Source organism: Legionella nagasakiensis, assembly GCF_900639915.1.
GTDB classification, from domain to species: domain Bacteria; phylum Pseudomonadota; class Gammaproteobacteria; order Legionellales; family Legionellaceae; genus Legionella_A; species Legionella_A nagasakiensis.
Genome location: NZ_CAAAID010000015.1, coordinates 1 through 17782, shown reverse-complemented (window position 1 = coordinate 17782; position 17782 = coordinate 1). Strand labels below are relative to the sequence as shown.

The following is a 17782-nucleotide window of genomic DNA, read 5'->3' as shown; positions in this document are numbered from 1 at the left end:
CAAATTGGATCATTTGACGTAAACTAATGAAATATTTGATTCAAAAAAGTTTATTTTTATGCCTTTAGGTAATTCCTCTGCAGAAAAAATTCAAAGTATTCTTAGCCAAATTAAAAAAATAGTTCCTGATACTCGGAGTATCTTAGTTAAACAGCTTCAATCCTTTCAAACACGGTTAAATATGGGTGAGTTGAGCCGTAAAGAGAGGGATGATCTTGAAGAAACATGTTTGGCAGCTGAGCGATTAATTCAAAACCTGCATCTCGCAAAAACTGCGGCCAAATATTCGGCAAACCGATTAATAACAACGAACCGCCCTGATGCATCAGGGGATGATGTGCAATTGAAAAAAATACGCAAACAACTCAATGAAACAGAGTTACTTCAGATATTTAATACGTTAAAAAATCGCCGCAACGAATTAGGTCGACAAACCCTTTCATTTGCTGAATTCGAACAAACCGCGTATCGAAAAGGAACAGGGACTAATATTGCTATGTGGTATAGATATGCAACCGATAGAAAAAATAAGAAACCAGGTAATTGTACTGAGCATAGCAATCTTGCATTCGTATACATTTATACCATTGTGCGAGAGGAAATAAGCGAGCATCATTCATCTCCCATCGATTGTATATACCGAATTGACGTGGATAATGATATGGGAGGTCATAGCTATCTATTAATTGACGGGATACAATCGTCAAAATTTAATAGTCAGAAACAATATTCCGCTAAGCAATTTTTGTGTGAAACAAAAAATTTTAATAATACTTGCGTTGTGGTGGATCCGTGGAATAAGGAACATCCTTATTATCCCATATCCGACATCTTAGATAACATGCCGAGATGTGGCTTAACAGGCCAGCTTAATATCGAGTTCGGTCTGGATTTTTCTGAACGTGAAGAACCGAGGTATACAATCACTTAAGCCCAATAGCGTTTGGGGAATTGACTATTCAAAGGCTCCACCGCGCATTTCTTGCTTTAACTTTCACCTTACATGCCTTTATATTTCAATCAATAATAATTTTGTGTCGGTAGATGGGGTCAGTGTAACTGCATCTGTGTCTGTTATTTCTGCACCATCACCTTGACTCAGGCTAATCTCATCAGCTGTCAAATGACCTTCAATAACGATCAAATAGGCCTTGCCATCCAATGTATGCGTAATTTGGTTGTGCGCAGTAAAGTTACCTGCATAAATTTTTGCATCTTGGTTAATGGTTAAAGGTGCATCACCATTGCCAGAAACAAGTAACTGCAGGTTATTTTTGCTTTTGTCTTTAGGAAACAGATGTATTTCCCAGCGGGGTTCAAGATTTTTCACTCGTGGTTTAATCCATATTTGGAATAGTTTCGTTTCAATCGTTTCAAGATTGTATTCCGAGTGATGGATGCCGCTGCCAGCGGTCATGACTTGTATGTTGCCTGCCTCAGTACGACCCTCATTTCCTTGGCTGTCTCTATGGGTAATAGCCCCTTGTGTGACGTAGGTAATGATTTCCATATCTTTATGTGGATGGGTAGGAAATCCTGTGCCGGGCTTAATAGTATCATCATTAATGACTCGTAAATTACCAAAACCCATACGTTTGGGATTATAGTAATCGGCAAAACTAAAATGATAATGTGTATTGAGCCAACCGTAGTCAGCGCTTCCCAGTGTCGTATAAGGATATGCTTTTATCATCTTGCCCTCCAGAGCCAACAAGGGGTTGGCTGTATTTAAGTTTTGTATAACTTAAGTATAATAGTAATTAAAACCGTTGTAATTTATATTAAAATTATTTAATTAGTTACTAAAAGTTATTAATGTGGCCAATCTATCACAAATAGAAATTTTTCTGGAAGTTGTTAAGCATCGCAGCTTTATAGAAGCTGCTCGTGCCTTAGGTATGAGTGGGCCTGCAATGAGTAAGCAGGTGCAATCGTTGGAGAGAACGTTAGGGGTGCGTTTACTAAATCGCACGACAAGACTGATTAATTTAACGGAAGAAGGGGCGATTTATAGTGAAAAAGTTGAAAAAGCGATAAATGATATACATGAAGCAGAACAGGAAATTCTGGAATCTAAATTATGTCCAACTGGTCCACTCAGGGTAAGTGTACCTGTATCGTTTGGCCACCAGTATCTGATTGAACCAATCAATCGCTTTATTCAAGATTATCCCAATGTTGCGCTTGAAGTATTGTTTGACGACAGGCGAATTGATTTAATGGCGGAAAATGTTGATGTAGCAATCCGAATTGGAGCATTAGATGATTCAAATTTAATTGCCAGGAAATTACATCATTGCCCCATCGTATTATGTGTAAGTCCGCAGTTGCTTCAACAACATGAACCGCTTGTTCATCCAAAGGATTTAATGAATTTTCCGGCAATTATTTATAATAAGCATGGTCATGAAGATTATTGGCGTTATATCTCTGCAGATGGAGAAAAGGGTTCCGTTAAACTTAACAAGAGAATAGCGACTAATACGGCAGAAATGATGGTTCAAGCTTGTCTAAGTGGGATAGGCATCGCTGCTATCCCGATATTTGCCTGTGTAAATCATTTAGAGAGTGGTGAATTGGTTGAAGTTTTACAAGGGTTTAAAACTCATCCTCAGTTTGATATTTATATTATTTATAAATACAAACAACATATGTCAACGCGATTACGAATTTTTATTGATAAGATGGTTGAGTTTGTTAAAAAGCTTTCTTGGTAAAAATGCTTGTCACACTGTTCTGGATAGGCGTATTTTTAATTTATTCTGCAAGGGTTGATAGATGAGAATGATAACACGGATTAGTATTTTTTTATTTATAGCAAGAATCTTTTTGGGTGAATATGTTTTTGCAGAGAAATTCCAGTGTGAAAAGGTTTTTGATCCAAATCTGCAGTTAGAACAAGTAAGCTCATGTGATTCATCATATGAGGATGAAGTGTATGACAATCTCTTTAAATTAAAAAAGACAGATAAGGTAGGCTTTGATAACAAATTATTTTTTATTGTTATGAAAACTAATAATTTGGGAGGAGTAAAAGTCCTTTTTCCAGGAAATCATAAATTAGTATACCGTTCAGCTTATTTGGCAGGTTCTCCTATGTGCATACAATCTTTATCAAAATCTGGTATCAAAACGGTTATTAATTTATATTCTGGCAAGGTAGGATATGCAGAGCATCTGTATCCATTAGAATCAACAATTTTCAAGGCAAATGGCGTTCAAGAATACATACAAATTAATCATTATATGGTAGATGCTTCACACCAATCACCTGATAAGCTTAATCCGAAAATTACTGAAATAATTAAAAGAATTGCTATGGCCAAAGGAAATGTTCTCATACATTGTTATTCGGGTGAGCATGATACTGGTGTTATTTTTGGTGTTTTGAATAAATGTTTTAATCATCAATCTTTAAAAAGCATTGAGGAAGATACTAAGTGCCATATGGGATTCCAATCGGCTTATGAAAAGATAACGTACCATCGAGTCATGGATATTATTAGGCAATTTCCTTGCAAGTTATTGCAGTAACCTCTAGTGCGACGTTTTAAAATGATTTAATTGTGCTAATAATATCATCTGCGAAAAGGAGTTTTTTAGAGCCTAATTTAAGTGTTTATCAATAAGATTCAGGAAAAATAGCGCATAGGGACAATTGTTATGAACACACCTCAGCCATTTCTGGGAGTCGGCTTCCTGCAAATTTTAAAACTTGATTTCCCTGAGTGTCTGCTAATTTTATAGCAGCAACTTTTCTACTTAAATTAGACGTTTGATAGCGAAAATCTGGTCTGTTTGCAGAAGCAATGACGAGTAATTGTTTACTGATTTCTCCAGGTGTTTGACCGAAATTTGCAAAAGATTGTACGGAAGCTTGTTTATATGACTCAAGACAAGCACGATAATCATGTTCTAGTTCAGAAGGAAGTTCTGGCGCTTTTTGTAGCGTTTTATCAACAAATTCACTGTTTACTGGGCCTGGTTCAACTAAAGAAATATGAATTCCCAGACGTTGTGCGACGGGCGCTAATGATTCCATCATTCCTTCAATAGCAAATTTAGCCGCGCAATACGCATCATTAAATGGTTGACCCACTAAACCTCCGATGCTAGTGATGGTGATGATACGGCCAGAACGGTTTTTCCTCATAGTTGGAAAAACAGCTTGTGTAACACGCCATACGCTAAAAAAATTAACATTCATAACCTGTTGCGCTTGTTCAAGCGTCGTTTGTTCCATGGTTCCTAAAAAACCTGCGCCAGCATTATTAATCAAAATATCTATTTTCTTATAGCGCGATATTATGCTCTCAATTGCCGAGTGTACCGATTGATCATCTGTCACATCAATGGAAGCAAGCGTCAAGTTCAAATTTTCTACACGGGCACATTCTTCTAGATATGCCCCTTTACTTATTTGACGAACACCGGCAATAACATGACAGCCGGCCCTGGCAAAATCCAGGGCGGCAGCACATCCTATCCCTGAAGACGCACCGGTTATAAATACGATTTTCATATAAAAACTCCTGTTTTTATTGTCTTTAGCCATTAGATCATTAATCAATCATTGACGCAAGTTATTACAACTGATAGGTTTTTATTATTTTAGATTAAAATAGGTAGTGTGTTTATGCTGCGCATACGATGACAAGAATTGAAAGCATTAATAGCTGAATGATATTCCAGGACTGCGCGGATGAAAAAAACTTCTCTGGAACAGCAATATAAGCAAGCGTATCAAGAAGTTCTCGATCTTCATATTCAGATTGAGCGTTTATTTCATGGACAAGCATTTGATAACGATAGGTCGTCTTTTTTAAGCTATTTTCATCCGGATTTCACCATGATTCCACCCGATGGGATCCTTCGGGATTTTACCTGGCTTAGCGGTTGGTGCTCTAATGCTTTGGGTTCACGTCCACAGGTTAAAATTAGTATTGAGAATTTTAATAAGATTTTCGCGAGTCCGGAGCATGTCATTATCACTTATGAGGAGCATCAACAAATAACAATGACTGAATCGCTTCGACGTTCCTCAACCGCTGTGTTGATGTCTACAAACCATCAAAAGCCCTCGTTTCTCTGGTATCATTTACATGAAACCTGGATGGATTAAAGGATAGGGTTCTGATGCATAAGATACTGTTATTAAAAAATATCGAGCAATTCCCCCTTGTGCTCAAACAAAATAATAACGCTGATCTCATAGAATTGATTAAACAAGAGCAATCCAGTTTGGTTCAGTCAGTAAGTGAGATAGCGAACAAACCCCGAATCGTGTTGGTTGCTTTTATTTGTTATGGGAATTTGGCATGGCAATATCTGCACAAATTCATACGCTGAAAGCGGTTGTTATTATTCATCCGTAAACATTAATTAATTATCTGATTTTCCAACATGACCATACAATCTTTTTGTTATAATTCCTTGTCCAAGGCCTCAATTACGCTTATAACTTTGATTTAGAGGCACGTTATCTAATCGCCGTGTTTTTGTGCAGTATCCGGAGTCGATGGCAGAACCTGACGGCTTAACGGTCGACGGCCAGGGGTACGTTTGGCAGGCAATGTGGGCCAGTGGTAAGCTTTACTGTTATTCACCAGATGGTAATTTCTTAACAAATTTTGGCATAAGTTATTCCACGACGTTTTTTGTTGATATTCTTTAATGCAATCTTCATATATTTTTACAAAATTAAACTTGTCATAAAATTATTGTGCTATTCATTATTAACAACAATACTACGCTTCATTTTTGAAGCAGCAAAATACCAATGGAAATATTAACAGATTTGAAAGCTATTCTACATTCAAAACGTGCCAATATTTATTACTTGGAAAAATGCCGCATTATGCAAAAAGATGGGCGCGTTTTGTATCTTACTGAGGAAAAAAACGCAAACCAATACTGGAATATACCAATTGCCAATACCACTTGCTTGTTACTTGGAGCTGGAACTTCCATTACTCAAGCAGCAATGCGTATGCTGGCTCAAGCAGGTGTATTGGTTGGTTTCTGCGGAGGAGGGGGTACGCCTTTACTGATGGCCAATGAAGTTGAATGGTTGACCCCTCAGAGCGAATATCGACCCACAGAATATATGCAAGGGTGGATGAAATTTTGGTTTGATGATCAAAAACGTTTATATGCGGCAAAACAATTTCAGTTATCCCGCATTGAATACCTGAAAATTAACTGGAAAAAAAGCCGTGATCTTATCGCAGAAGGCTTCAATTGCAATGAGTTACAACATGAGTTGTTAACATGTGAAACAAGAATCAAGAGAGCAGCAGATGTCAATAAACTAATGCATGCCGAAGCAGAGTTAACAAAAAATCTTTATCGGTACGCTGCAAATCGAACTAGTTATGGTAAGTTTAGTCGTGAGCGAGAAGCCATGGATCAAGCCAATATTTTTTTAAATCATGGCAACTACCTTGCTTACGGACTAGCTGCAACAACACTCTGGGTGCTTGGAATTCCTCATGGCTTCGCAGTTATGCACGGTAAAACACGCCGAGGTGCGCTGGTATTCGATGTGGCTGATTTAATCAAGGATACCTTGATTCTTCCCTGGGCTTTTATCTGCGCAAAGGAAAACAGCAGCGAACAAGAATTTCGCCAGCAATGTTTACAGGCGTTTATCGATCATAAAGCGCTGGACTTTATGTTTGAGCAGGTTAAATCCATGGCTTTAAATACGGATTGGGAAAGCGAAAGTAGTGGGAAAAGCTTGCTATGATGGTTGTTTTTGTTTCCCAGTGCGAGAAAAAAGCGCTGGCCAGAACCCGCCGTGTTCTGGATGCTTTTGCCGACCGCATCGGTGACAATACCTGGAAAACCGCAATCACCCAGGAAGGCTTGCTCGCTGTGAAAAAGCTGCTGCGTAAAACAGCCAGTAAAAATACAGCAGTGAGTTGTCATTGGATTAGATCAAGATCAAGAACGGAGTTGGTTTGGGTTGTGGGGAATAAGAATAAGTTCGATCGCGAAGGTAGAGTAGCGGTAAACAGCACATCTAAAAATCAGGTTTACCGAGATGATCTGCTGGATTGGAAATTACTCCCTGCCATTCAAGCGCTAACCTGTCTGGCTGCCTTATTGCATGACTGGGGTAAAGCGAACGCCCGCTTCCAGCAAAAGTTAGCTAAAAATTTTAGGGGTATACCGGCAGACAGATTACGTCATGAGTGGGTATCGTGCTCATTGCTCAAAGCACTGATCCTCAATACCGATAACCCAGACTTAGATAGTGGTTGGTTGAGCACATTAAAAGACGGAAAAGTTAATGAGGTTGCTATTATAGCAGCGCTTCAGAGAAGTTATGAAAAACCCTTGGTCGGTTTACCGAATATCGCCAAATTAATTTCCTGGTTGATTGTTAGCCATCATAAATTACCTGTTAACCCTGAAAACCTATTCAATGGAAGTGAGTGCTTCAGCCTTGACGGATTGCTGAATCTCATCGACAAAAGCTGGGGGTATGAAAATAAGACCATTGATGAAATTAGTCTTTGTTTGGAATTTCCTCATGGATTGTTAACTCGTTCCAGTAAATGGCTGTCACAAATCAAGCGGTGGTCGTCCAAGCTATTGGATTTGGAAGAATTAATTTCTCAAAGCATCAATGATGGTAGTTACCGGGTATTGCTGCACCATGCGCGTTTATCATTGATGTTAGGCGATCACTATTTCTCTTCCCTAGATGTTAACCAAACGTCTAACTGGAAACATACCACTGAATTAATCGCCAATACGCAGAAAGACAAATCACCAAAGCAAGCTCTGGATCAGCATTTGGTCGGCGTTTATGAAAGCTCCAGGGATGTCGTTGCGAAATTGCCACTTATCGAAAACGGATTGGAGTTCAGTTTTAATACGGCTGAATTAAAGCGCAAAAGTCAGCCACCCTACGCTTGGCAGGACATTGCCTTTAAAAAAGTACGCGATTGGCGCATGGCCTGTAACGACACGCGAAAAGGCTTTTTCGCTGTGAACATCGCTAGCACCGGATGTGGTAAAACATTCGCCAATGCCAAAGTGATGATGGCACTTTCAGACGATGGTGATAGTCTCCGCTATGTCCTAGCCCTTGGTTTACGTACACTGACATTGCAAACGGGAGACGAGTATCGCGAACGCATATTCAAAAAAAGCGATGGCACTGATCTGGCTGTATTGGTTGGCTCTAAGGCCATTGCTGGCTTGCACTATCAGAGCAAATTGCCTCAGATATATGAGCGGGAAGAACAAGGTTCAGAGTCCATTGAATCTCTGTTGGCAGATTCCGATGAAATCGTTTATCAGGGCGAACTCCCTGAGGAAGGTTTAACCACTATCTTAAAGAGATACAAAGACAGGCAGCTACTTTATGCCCCTGTTCTGGTTTGTACCATTGATCACATGATTGCTGCAACGGAAACCACTCGTGGCGGACGATACATTCTGCCCGCTCTGCGTTTGCTATCGTCTGATTTGGTCATTGATGAAGTGGATGACTTCACCGGCAGTGACTTAATCGCCATCGGTCGTCTGATTCACTTGGCAGGTATGCTGGGGCGCAAGGTGATGATTTCTTCGGCCACTATTCCGCCTGCAATGGCCGAGGGTTATTTCAATGCTTACCGCGAAGGATGGTTACTCTACTGTAAAACTCGTAATGCCAATCCTATGGTCGGATGTGCATGGATTGATGAGTTCTCAACACAGGTTGAAGAAATAGGCATGCAAGAGCATGCAACAAAGGAGTTTCGAAGAATTCATGACAAGTATATCGACAGACGAGTAAAACATTTAGTCAAGCAACCGGCAAAACGCAAAGCGATGGTCATTAATTGTGAAGAAACTATGAACAGAAGCGATGAACCAGTGGTTGAGAGCAAAAAAGAGGACTGGTTTCACCGAATAGCTCAAACGGCTCTGGAGATGCATAAGCTAAATAACACAGTAGATAAAAAAACAGGTTTAAAAGTTTCCTTTGGGGTTGTACGCATCGCCAACATACAACCCTGCGTTCAACTTACCAGGTATTTATTAAATTACGAATGGCCCGAGCATAGCGAAGCGAGAATCATGGCTTATCACAGCAGACAAGTACTGTTGCTACGTCATGAGCAGGAAAAACATCTGGATAAGGTGTTAAAGCGTAAAGAAAAAAGGGGTGAGCAGCCACAGGCCTTTTGTGATCAAAGGATTCGCAGGCATCTCGATACAATTGCCGTTAACCAGCCACAGGTAATGAATTTGCTGTTTATTTTGGTAGCTACACCTGTTGAAGAGGTTGGCCGCGACCATGATTTTGATTGGGCCGTTATTGAGCCTTCTTCGTATCGATCCATTATTCAATTGGCTGGACGGGTCATGCGGCATCGTGAGAATAAGATTGAATATCCCAATATTGCTCTTCTTCAATATAACTGGAGAACAATTAAATACGGAGATGCGGAAAGAAAGCCTCGCTTCTACTTGCCAGGTTATGAACCCGATCCAAGGCAACGCCAAACAAACCGGTTAAGTAACGAAAAATATGATTGCCTTAAAAGCCATGATCTTTTTAAAGTGGTGGATAATAGTTTGATAAAGACTCGGCTTGATTCCGTCCCACGAATTCAGGAACGGCCAGAAGGTAGCAAAACCCCTATGGCTTTACTGGAGCATGCAGTAATAGATAGTTTACTCACTTATTACAAAGGAAAAGGTCCGGAAACCTTACAAGGTTATATTCAATGGTATTGGTATCTAACGGCATTACCACAATACCTCAATCGTTTTCGCCAAAGCACAAAAAGCACACAGCTATACCGGGTAGCCAATGAAAGTGGCGAGTCATGGTTTACAGAGCGTGATACCAGGGGAAATTTTAGTTACGTTAATACAGGTGAATTTGCCCGCCAGGACGATGCCTACCAAATCACAACTCTGACGCTAGCAGTAGAGCAGGCTGAGCGACTCTGGATGCAGCGTGATTATTTCCAGTTGTTGCTGGAGCAAAGCAAGATCTACGAAATGCCTTTAAGCAAAGCCTCAATCTACTTTGGTGAAATCAGTTTGGATGTTTACCCATATGGCATTAACACAGAATATGAATACAACGACCAATTAGGTTTATTCAAAAAGGAGAGCAACCATGCTTGATCCAGCAATTACTGATTTTTTTGTTGAGCGAAAGAAAAGCTGGCTTAAAAAGAAACTGAAATCGGATATGACTGAACTTGAGGAAAATAACATTATACAGGAATGTGAAGATATATTCACACTTGAAAACTGGCTGCCGGATGCAGCTAAACGTGCGGGATGGGTATCTATTTCGACACATCCTTGTACCTTCTCTCATCCCAGTTCCAGAAAAAATAAAAATGGCTATGTAACATCCATTATTGCTAAAGCATCCCGCAAGGTAGATGGTTATCTCCGATCAGGCAATGTTCATGTTGCATTAGATGCTCTTGGTAATGCTGCAGCGTTAGACGTTTATAAGTTTCTATCTCTTGTTACTGAAGATGGAAAAGCGGTTATAGAACATATTCGACAGAATACAGAGCTAGCGAAAGCTCTACTGAATATAAAAACAGAAAATTATGAAAATTTAAGAGCCTGCTTTATGGAAATGGTTTCTTCTAATGAAGTCAGCATTACCAGTTCTAAAATTAAACAAGTTTATTTTCCAGTTGGTAGCGATTACCATCAATTATCTATCTTGAGTAATTCTGGCATGATTTTTGATCTGCGTAAGAGGATAGATGCATTGCGGTTTTCAGATACAGTCCAAAAAAGACGTGAGTTACGGCGCGAGAATATTTACTCTGAGTCGGGCTATAGCGAAATCTATGATGTAACTACGATCGGATATGGTGGCACAAAGCCACAGAATGTTAGTGTGCTAAACAATCAATACGGTGGAAAGGCACATTTATTATTCTCTGTTCCGCCAATGCTTGCGCAACGTGAAATTACATTTCCCACCAAAGACTTTTTTGTCCAAAGCCTTCGTTACCGTGATTGCAAGGAAATTCTTGAGCGGCTCGACAATATTTTCAAAATCGAACGTGATGGAAAAATATCGTTAGATAAAATCCGCAAGGGGAGGGATCGTTGTCTTGGAGATATTCTGGATATGATTTTGCAGAAAATGATGGCCTTACGTGAGGTATCTATAGATCAATTTTGGTCAGAATCCAGCAGACTGCCAGACTGCCAGAAAATATGGCTGTGTGAGCAATATATAGAGGAAAGAGCCAAACGAGACGACTGGCTCGAAACACTGTGCGCGCAAATTGTTTTTTGGATAAACAGCGCATATAAAAACAGCATCAAACATCCTATTATGTTGGGTGAAGCGGAGCGCCGCTATATCAAAGACTTTATCAATGAATACAGGGAGACATTGAGATGAGTAATAACCTGATTTTATTGCCCCGTATTCAAGTTCAAAACGCCAATGCATTATCCAGCCCCTTTACCATTGGTTTTCCTGCCATGACAGCTTGGCTGGGTGCTGTACATGCCTTGCAACGCAAATTGCAAACATACAATATGACTGTGATATTTTCTGCAGTTGGTGTCGTCGTGCATCGCTTTGATTTGCAAACCTACAAAGGACCTGGCGATTTTGTGCACTCCATTATTGGAACCGGAAATCCCTTGGAGCCAAAATCCGAAAAAGGCAAGCCCAAAGGTAACGCTGTTCGACCGTCATTTATTGAAGAAGCTCGCTGCCATCTGGAAGTCAGTCTTCTTGTTGAGTACTCAGGCATTGAGGCACAGGATGAGCAGCTGATGTTGGAACGAGTATATCAATTAATGCTCGGTAATATGAAACTGGCTGGTGGAGATATTCTCAACTGTAAGGAACCGGAAATCCTTCGGGATTTTCAGAAGGTGAAGCGAAAATTAATGCCGGGTTATGCTTTAATTGAGCGAAGAGATTTAATGCGGGCAGCCATGGAGCAAGGCCAGGATGCCATGGAGGCAATGCTGGATTATGTGGCTGTGCATCACAGTTGCACCAAAGACATTGTTAACGGTCAGGAACGTGTGAGTTGGCAACGCAGGAGAAAACCAACGGGGTCTGATGGCCAAACAGGCTGGATTGTGCCTATTGCTACAGGATTTCATGGGATTAGTGAATTAGGAACAGCGATTAATCAGCGTGATCCAGGTACTCCTCATCGCTTTGCTGAAAGCCTTGTGACGCTTGGCGAGTTTAAAATGCCTTATCGTTTGGAATCACCCGAAGATTTACTTTGGCGCTACCGCATAGAGCCTGAAAACAATCTGTACCTTTGTATTCAACAAAAATCTATATCTGAAACAAGTAAAGAAGACTATTAATTTAGGAGAGCAGTGATGACTAAAAAAGAACACATAGCCTCAGTGTTGGCGTTTGAAAAAAAATTGGTACCATCGGATGGTTATATGTATGGCTGCGAGTGGGAAAACAAGGATAAAGCCACCCCGCTTCGATTAAATGAAAAATCTGTGCGGGGGACCATTTCAAATCGACTCAAACCGGCGCTGCAAAAAGACCCTGCTGCACTCAATAATGAAGTCGAGAAGCCTAATCTGCAAACTGTCGATGCCTGTTCATTGGGTTCAGAAGAGGACACGCTAAAGTTGTATTTTACACTTAAGGTGCTAGGTGGATTAAAACATCCCTCTGCCTGTAATAATGCTGCTTTTAAACAGAGCTACCAGCAGGCCGTAAGTAGCTATATTGAAACAAAGGGTATGAGGGAGTTGGCAAAACGCTATGCAATGAATATCGCCAATGCTCGATTTTTATGGCGCAATCGCTTTGGTGCCGAAAATATTCAGGTGGAAGTTAAGGCATTAAACAAAGGCGCTGAACAAATCTGGAATTTTAATGCACTTGATTTCAATCCACGTGACTTGGAAACAACCACTGACGAAGTTGGCAGTTTGGCAGATCGTATTGCTGGTGCATTAGCCAGTGACAATGACTTTTTAATGCTTCAAATTACTTGTCATGCCAGAATTGGTAAAGCTCAGGATGTTTATCCTAGCGAAGAGTTAGTGCTGGACAAGGGCAAGGGGAAAAAAAGCAAAATCCTTTATACCGTAGGCGGTATCGCAGCAATGCATTCGCAAAAAATTGGTAATGCTCTCCGAACGATAGATACCTGGTACCCTGAATTCAGTGATCCGGTAGTTTCCGCTGGACCAATCGCAATTGAGCCATACGGTGCTGTCACTAACCTGGGAAAAGCTTTTAGGACGCCGGCAGACAAACAGGATTTCTATACTTTTTTTGATACTTGGGCGCGTGGTGGTGAGTTATCTCGCATTGAAGACGAGCACTATATGGTGGCTGTTTTAGTGCGTGGTGGTGTTTTTGGTGAAAGCGATAAGTAGGGGGGGGTTATGGATTATTATATAGATGTATCTATTTTTCCCGACTCCGAGTTTCCGGCGTCAGTGTTAATGAATGCAATTTACGCCAAGCTCCATAAAGCTTTACATGCCTTGGCTGCCACAAACATCGGTGTAAGCTTTCCAAAGCACAACACTACTCTGGGAAACCTTTTGCGTATCCATGGTAAAAAAGAGGCTTTGCAAGATCTGCAGAATTTAAACTGGATAGGCGGTATGATTGGCTACTGTGATGTAGGCTTGATTATGTCTGTTCCTGCGGGTACAAAATTCCGTACAGTGTCACGTAAACAACCAACTATGAGTCAATCAAAATTGAGGCGGTTAATTAAACGTAATTCTTTGATGGAAGAGGAAATCAGGCAATACAAGGCAAAGATGTTTTCCAAAGGTCTGGGTAATCCATATATTGAACTTGTGAGCGGATCAAACGGGCAAAGACACCGACGGTATATTGAGTTTGGTGACTTGCTCGATCAGCCAATTTCTGGAGAATTTGATCAGTTTGGACTTTCCAAAACAGCTACTGTTCCTTGGTTTGATTGACATAAGAATATGACAAACCAGTGTATTCGATATTCTTAAGATGCTCTGTCTGGCATGAATAAGAAAATAGTTCAGGCTAGACCGTTTTCTACACTCTAATAACCAATAATTTCTGTTCTTTAAAAATTTATTTTAAAATCAAATGGTTGAAGTATGGTGGAAAATCATTGGGTAAATTGGTATTTTTCTGCTAACTTTTTGTTGTAACTATTTTTTATGCTTTATATTTTGAGGTTCACTGCCGCATAGGCAGCTTAGAAACCACGTTCTAAGCTATTCTTTAAATTTGTAGAGGTTCACTGCCGCATAGGCAGCTTAGAAATCAAAAGATAGATTCTACTGATTTAATTATGTGTTCACTGCCGCATAGGCAGCTTAGAAAAGAAAGAAGGAAAAAAGAGCAGAGGAGCATCTGTTCACTGCCGCATAGGCAGCTTAGAAACGTAGCTGTTAAATCGTTTGAAATGGGACGAGGTTCACTGCCGCATAGGCAGCTTAGAAATATGAAGCCTGTAATGCCTCGTCTTATATAATGTTCACTGCCGCATAGGCAGCTTAGAAAATTGAGACACCTAGTAATAACTGCTACATGCCGTTCACTGCCGCATAGGCAGCTTAGAAAATTTAACAGGTCGTTTCAAAACCTTAAGGAAAGTTCACTGCCGCATAGGCAGCTTAGAAATTTTTGATGCTAAATTATAATGTTCATTTAATGTTCACTGCCGCATAGGCAGCTTAGAAAATGCAATGTCCTAAATTGTTTTTCTATTTTAAGTTCACTGCCGCATAGGCAGCTTAGAAATAACCCAGATCGTTCACCGCAGTTCTGGGATAGTTCACTGCCGCATAGGCAGCTTAGAAAAAATAAAGAAAAACCCCGTGACGGGGCTTATAGTTCACTGCCGCATAGGCAGCTTAGAAACTGAAAAATTTTAATGAATCGTGGTATCACCATGTTCACTGCCGCATAGGCAGCTTAGAAATGATTCCAGTTCTTCAAATGTCACTTCATCGGGTTCACTGCCGCATAGGCAGCTTAGAAAAAATAAAGAAAAACCCCGTGACGGGGCTTATAGTTCACTGCCGCATAGGCAGCTTAGAAATAGAGAGACCAATTGGCCGGTTGTTGGGTTATGTTCACTGCCGCATAGGCAGCTTAGAAAATCCATCCCCCTGTTCGTCATCGCTTAACGACGTTCACTGCCGCATAGGCAGCTTAGAAATCAAGTCGCTCAGTCTCAAGTCGCGCAATCTCGTTCACTGCCGCATAGGCAGCTTAGAAACTGCTGCTTTTGATACAGGGGCTATTGTTTCAGTTCACTGCCGCATAGGCAGCTTAGAAAGTTACTGCACAGTCAACGTTCTCACACTGTGGGTTCACTGCCGCATAGGCAGCTTAGAAATCAAAAGATTAAATGCAATCCTCATCATTTCAGTTCACTGCCGCATAGGCAGCTTAGAAATAATGCACCAAAAATCCAGTGGGAAAATGATGGTTCACTGCCGCATAGGCAGCTTAGAAAATCGTCAGCAGCTCCAGGCAATGCCAAAGTATGTTCACTGCCGCATAGGCAGCTTAGAAAAATCATGCAGTACGGCAGGCGCTATGCAGTCGGTTCACTGCCGCATAGGCAGCTTAGAAATTGGTATTGGAGCCAGACTATTTTTATGAGCGGTTCACTGCCGCATAGGCAGCTTAGAAAACGCTGGAAACGACAAGGCTGGATTCCTCAAGGTTCACTGCCGCATAGGCAGCTTAGAAAATCATCAATCAGACCTGCGCCAATTAGAACACGTTCACTGCCGCATAGGCAGCTTAGAAAGCAAAAGAACGATTGAACTTTAAACGCACGATGTTCACTGCCGCATAGGCAGCTTAGAAAACGCAGGCGCGAGATAAACGACTCGAGAATATGTTCACTGCCGCATAGGCAGCTTAGAAACAAGGAAGGTAAAGCCATCGCTGCTGATTTTGGTTCACTGCCGCATAGGCAGCTTAGAAAATGACCGCCACTTGTTCGGGCGTTGGCGATTGCGTTCACTGCCGCATAGGCAGCTTAGAAATATGAAGACGAACACGCCGATGATTGGAAATAGTTCACTGCCGCATAGGCAGCTTAGAAAGTACTGTTTCGGTAAGAGCTTCGACGCCAGCCGTTCACTGCCGCATAGGCAGCTTAGAAAAAACAACCTAAACCAAATCCCACGTTTGAAATGTTCACTGCCGCATAGGCAGCTTAGAAAAATGAGCAATACCATGCATCTTCTGCTGTTTCGTTCACTGCCGCATAGGCAGCTTAGAAAAATTACAAGGGATATTTGTCGGATTTGACGTTGTTCACTGCCGCATAGGCAGCTTAGAAACGACTAACAAACCTACCTTTATCATCACGAACGTTCACTGCCGCATAGGCAGCTTAGAAACTACGAAAAAAGCTTGATGGCGTTAGTCGAGCGTTCACTGCCGCATAGGCAGCTTAGAAAAGCAGCCGGTTGATATTAGTACGCAGGCTATTGTTCACTGCCGCATAGGCAGCTTAGAAATTGTTTCTTTTATGATGAGCACAGGCCAGCAGGTTCACTGCCGCATAGGCAGCTTAGAAACAATGCGGACGGGGATTGGAAGCAACAATTGCGTTCACTGCCGCATAGGCAGCTTAGAAAACGAAAACGCTTCGCCTTGGCCGTTTGTATCCGTTCACTGCCGCATAGGCAGCTTAGAAATTGGTAAAGCAGGCTGTCGATTCTTATTATAAGTTCACTGCCGCATAGGCAGCTTAGAAATTATAAAAAACCAACTATCGGCTTATTTGGCAGTTCACTGCCGCATAGGCAGCTTAGAAATAAGAAAGAGTACGACTTAGGTGCTGACGTAAGTTCACTGCCGCATAGGCAGCTTAGAAATTACATCGTTTACAAGTAATCTTTAATGTGTCGTTCACTGCCGCATAGGCAGCTTAGAAATTTATTGTCTCAGTTGCCAGGTGCAATAGGCGGTTCACTGCCGCATAGGCAGCTTAGAAAATATTAGACGCTAAATAATACCGTTCGGGAATGTTCACTGCCGCATAGGCAGCTTAGAAATACCGCTTCTATGGCGATGGCGTTACCCCCATGTTCACTGCCGCATAGGCAGCTTAGAAAGCACCCCCAGAAGCTTGCCGGTGCTTTTGTCAGTTCACTGCCGCATAGGCAGCTTAGAAAGGACATTTGTGCACTGTTGATTCCGGCAGACGGTTCACTGCCGCATAGGCAGCTTAGAAATATAGGCGTAAGATACGACACTTACAAGATAGGTTCACTGCCGCATAGGCAGCTTAGAAATATATCGTTTCATAGCAGCACTATCTCGGTTAGTTCACTGCCGCATAGGCAGCTTAGAAAGCAGCCGAGGCAGACGCACAAACTACGCCAGCGTTCACTGCCGCATAGGCAGCTTAGAAATAAAGATTTTGAAGCACCACCTTATCACTATAGTTCACTGCCGCATAGGCAGCTTAGAAATACTATTATAGGAACTAATTTAAAATTTGATTGTTCACTGCCGCATAGGCAGCTTAGAAATGGCCCTCATCTCAGATTTAGTCGTGATAGGCGTTCACTGCCGCATAGGCAGCTTAGAAAAACATTGCTTTTATAACATCGGTATTCAGGCCGTTGACGTGGTCTAATTGATTTGGACAGCCCAGTTAAGAGATAATTTGCTTAATTGGAGTTCAATATGTCTACGAGAAGAAAATATACAAAAGAATTTAAACTGGATGCAATTAGTCTGGTCACTGAACAAGGATATACCTGTTCTGAAGCAGCGAGGAGCCTGGGTATTCATTCAACTATTCTG

Annotated in this window: 14 protein-coding genes, 1 pseudogene and 1 CRISPR repeat array; of the genes and pseudogenes, 13 read left to right on the top strand and 2 right to left on the bottom strand. The window is 41.3% G+C overall.

From position 1 onward, the window contains the following. The first annotated feature begins 58 nt into the window (after positions 1-58). The gene (locus E1O52_RS11225; RefSeq protein WP_133128806.1) at positions 59-931 is read left to right on the top strand and encodes a hypothetical protein; all 873 of its coding nucleotides are present in this window, start codon (positions 59-61) and stop codon (positions 929-931) included. 78 nt (positions 932-1009) lie between these two features. On the opposite strand, the gene E1O52_RS11220 is transcribed toward E1O52_RS11225, so the two are convergent. After that, positions 1010-1693, bottom strand: a complete 684-nt coding sequence (locus E1O52_RS11220; protein WP_133128805.1) for a pirin family protein — start codon at positions 1691-1693, stop codon at positions 1010-1012. A 124-nt stretch (positions 1694-1817) separates the two neighbouring features. Between E1O52_RS11220 and E1O52_RS11215 the strand changes: the two genes are divergently transcribed. Beyond that, positions 1818-2717: a LysR family transcriptional regulator gene (locus E1O52_RS11215; RefSeq protein ID WP_133128804.1), complete on the top strand. Its 900-nt coding sequence runs from the start codon at positions 1818-1820 to the stop codon at positions 2715-2717. Positions 2718-2778: 61 nt separating this feature from the next. Continuing rightward, the gene (locus E1O52_RS11210) at positions 2779-3534 is read left to right on the top strand and encodes a tyrosine-protein phosphatase (protein ID WP_133128803.1); all 756 of its coding nucleotides are present in this window, start codon (positions 2779-2781) and stop codon (positions 3532-3534) included. Positions 3535-3661: 127 nt separating this feature from the next. On the opposite strand, the gene E1O52_RS11205 is transcribed toward E1O52_RS11210, so the two are convergent. After that, positions 3662-4522 (bottom strand): SDR family oxidoreductase, encoded by an 861-nt coding sequence (locus E1O52_RS11205; RefSeq protein WP_165474797.1) that lies wholly within the window; start codon positions 4520-4522, stop codon positions 3662-3664. 180 nt (positions 4523-4702) lie between these two features. Between E1O52_RS11205 and E1O52_RS11200 the strand changes: the two genes are divergently transcribed. From E1O52_RS11200 to E1O52_RS11155, 10 genes and pseudogenes are all read left to right on the top strand, one after another. Continuing rightward, the gene (locus E1O52_RS11200) at positions 4703-5122 is read left to right on the top strand and encodes a hypothetical protein (protein WP_133128801.1); all 420 of its coding nucleotides are present in this window, start codon (positions 4703-4705) and stop codon (positions 5120-5122) included. A gap of 14 nt (positions 5123-5136) precedes the next feature. Further along, complete coding sequence (locus E1O52_RS11195) at positions 5137-5349, top strand: hypothetical protein (RefSeq protein ID WP_133128800.1); 213 nt, start codon at positions 5137-5139, stop codon at positions 5347-5349. Positions 5350-5485: 136 nt separating this feature from the next. Continuing rightward, positions 5486-5674 (top strand): annotated as a pseudogene (locus E1O52_RS11190) (SMP-30/gluconolactonase/LRE family protein); the annotation flags it as partial. A 105-nt stretch (positions 5675-5779) separates the two neighbouring features. Then, positions 5780-6748, top strand: coding sequence for a type I-F CRISPR-associated endonuclease Cas1f (gene cas1f / locus E1O52_RS11185; protein WP_133128798.1), 969 nt, complete (start codon positions 5780-5782; stop codon positions 6746-6748). Next, positions 6745-10140 (top strand): type I-F CRISPR-associated helicase Cas3f, encoded by a 3396-nt coding sequence (gene cas3f, locus E1O52_RS11180; protein WP_133128797.1) that lies wholly within the window; start codon positions 6745-6747, stop codon positions 10138-10140. The genes cas1f and cas3f overlap by 4 nt, the downstream gene beginning before the upstream one ends. Further along, on the top strand, positions 10133-11398 hold the full coding sequence (csy1, locus tag E1O52_RS11175; protein ID WP_133128796.1) for a type I-F CRISPR-associated protein Csy1: 1266 nt from the start codon (positions 10133-10135) through the stop codon (positions 11396-11398). The genes cas3f and csy1 overlap by 8 nt, the downstream gene beginning before the upstream one ends. Further along, positions 11395-12336, top strand: coding sequence for a type I-F CRISPR-associated protein Csy2 (csy2, locus tag E1O52_RS11170; protein ID WP_133128795.1), 942 nt, complete (start codon positions 11395-11397; stop codon positions 12334-12336). The genes csy1 and csy2 overlap by 4 nt, the downstream gene beginning before the upstream one ends. 15 nt (positions 12337-12351) lie before the next feature. Continuing rightward, positions 12352-13377 (top strand): type I-F CRISPR-associated protein Csy3, encoded by a 1026-nt coding sequence (gene csy3, locus E1O52_RS11165; RefSeq protein WP_133128794.1) that lies wholly within the window; start codon positions 12352-12354, stop codon positions 13375-13377. A gap of 9 nt (positions 13378-13386) precedes the next feature. Beyond that, positions 13387-13941, top strand: a complete 555-nt coding sequence (gene cas6f, locus E1O52_RS11160; RefSeq protein ID WP_133128793.1) for a type I-F CRISPR-associated endoribonuclease Cas6/Csy4 — start codon at positions 13387-13389, stop codon at positions 13939-13941. Between the two features lie 233 nt (positions 13942-14174). Further along, positions 14175-17565: direct repeats of the CRISPR family, unit length 28 nt; unit sequence GTTCACTGCCGCATAGGCAGCTTAGAAA. 97 nt (positions 17566-17662) lie between these two features. Next, a partial coding sequence (locus E1O52_RS11155) for a transposase (RefSeq protein ID WP_165474677.1) occupies positions 17663-17782 on the top strand: 120 nt, incomplete at its 3' end.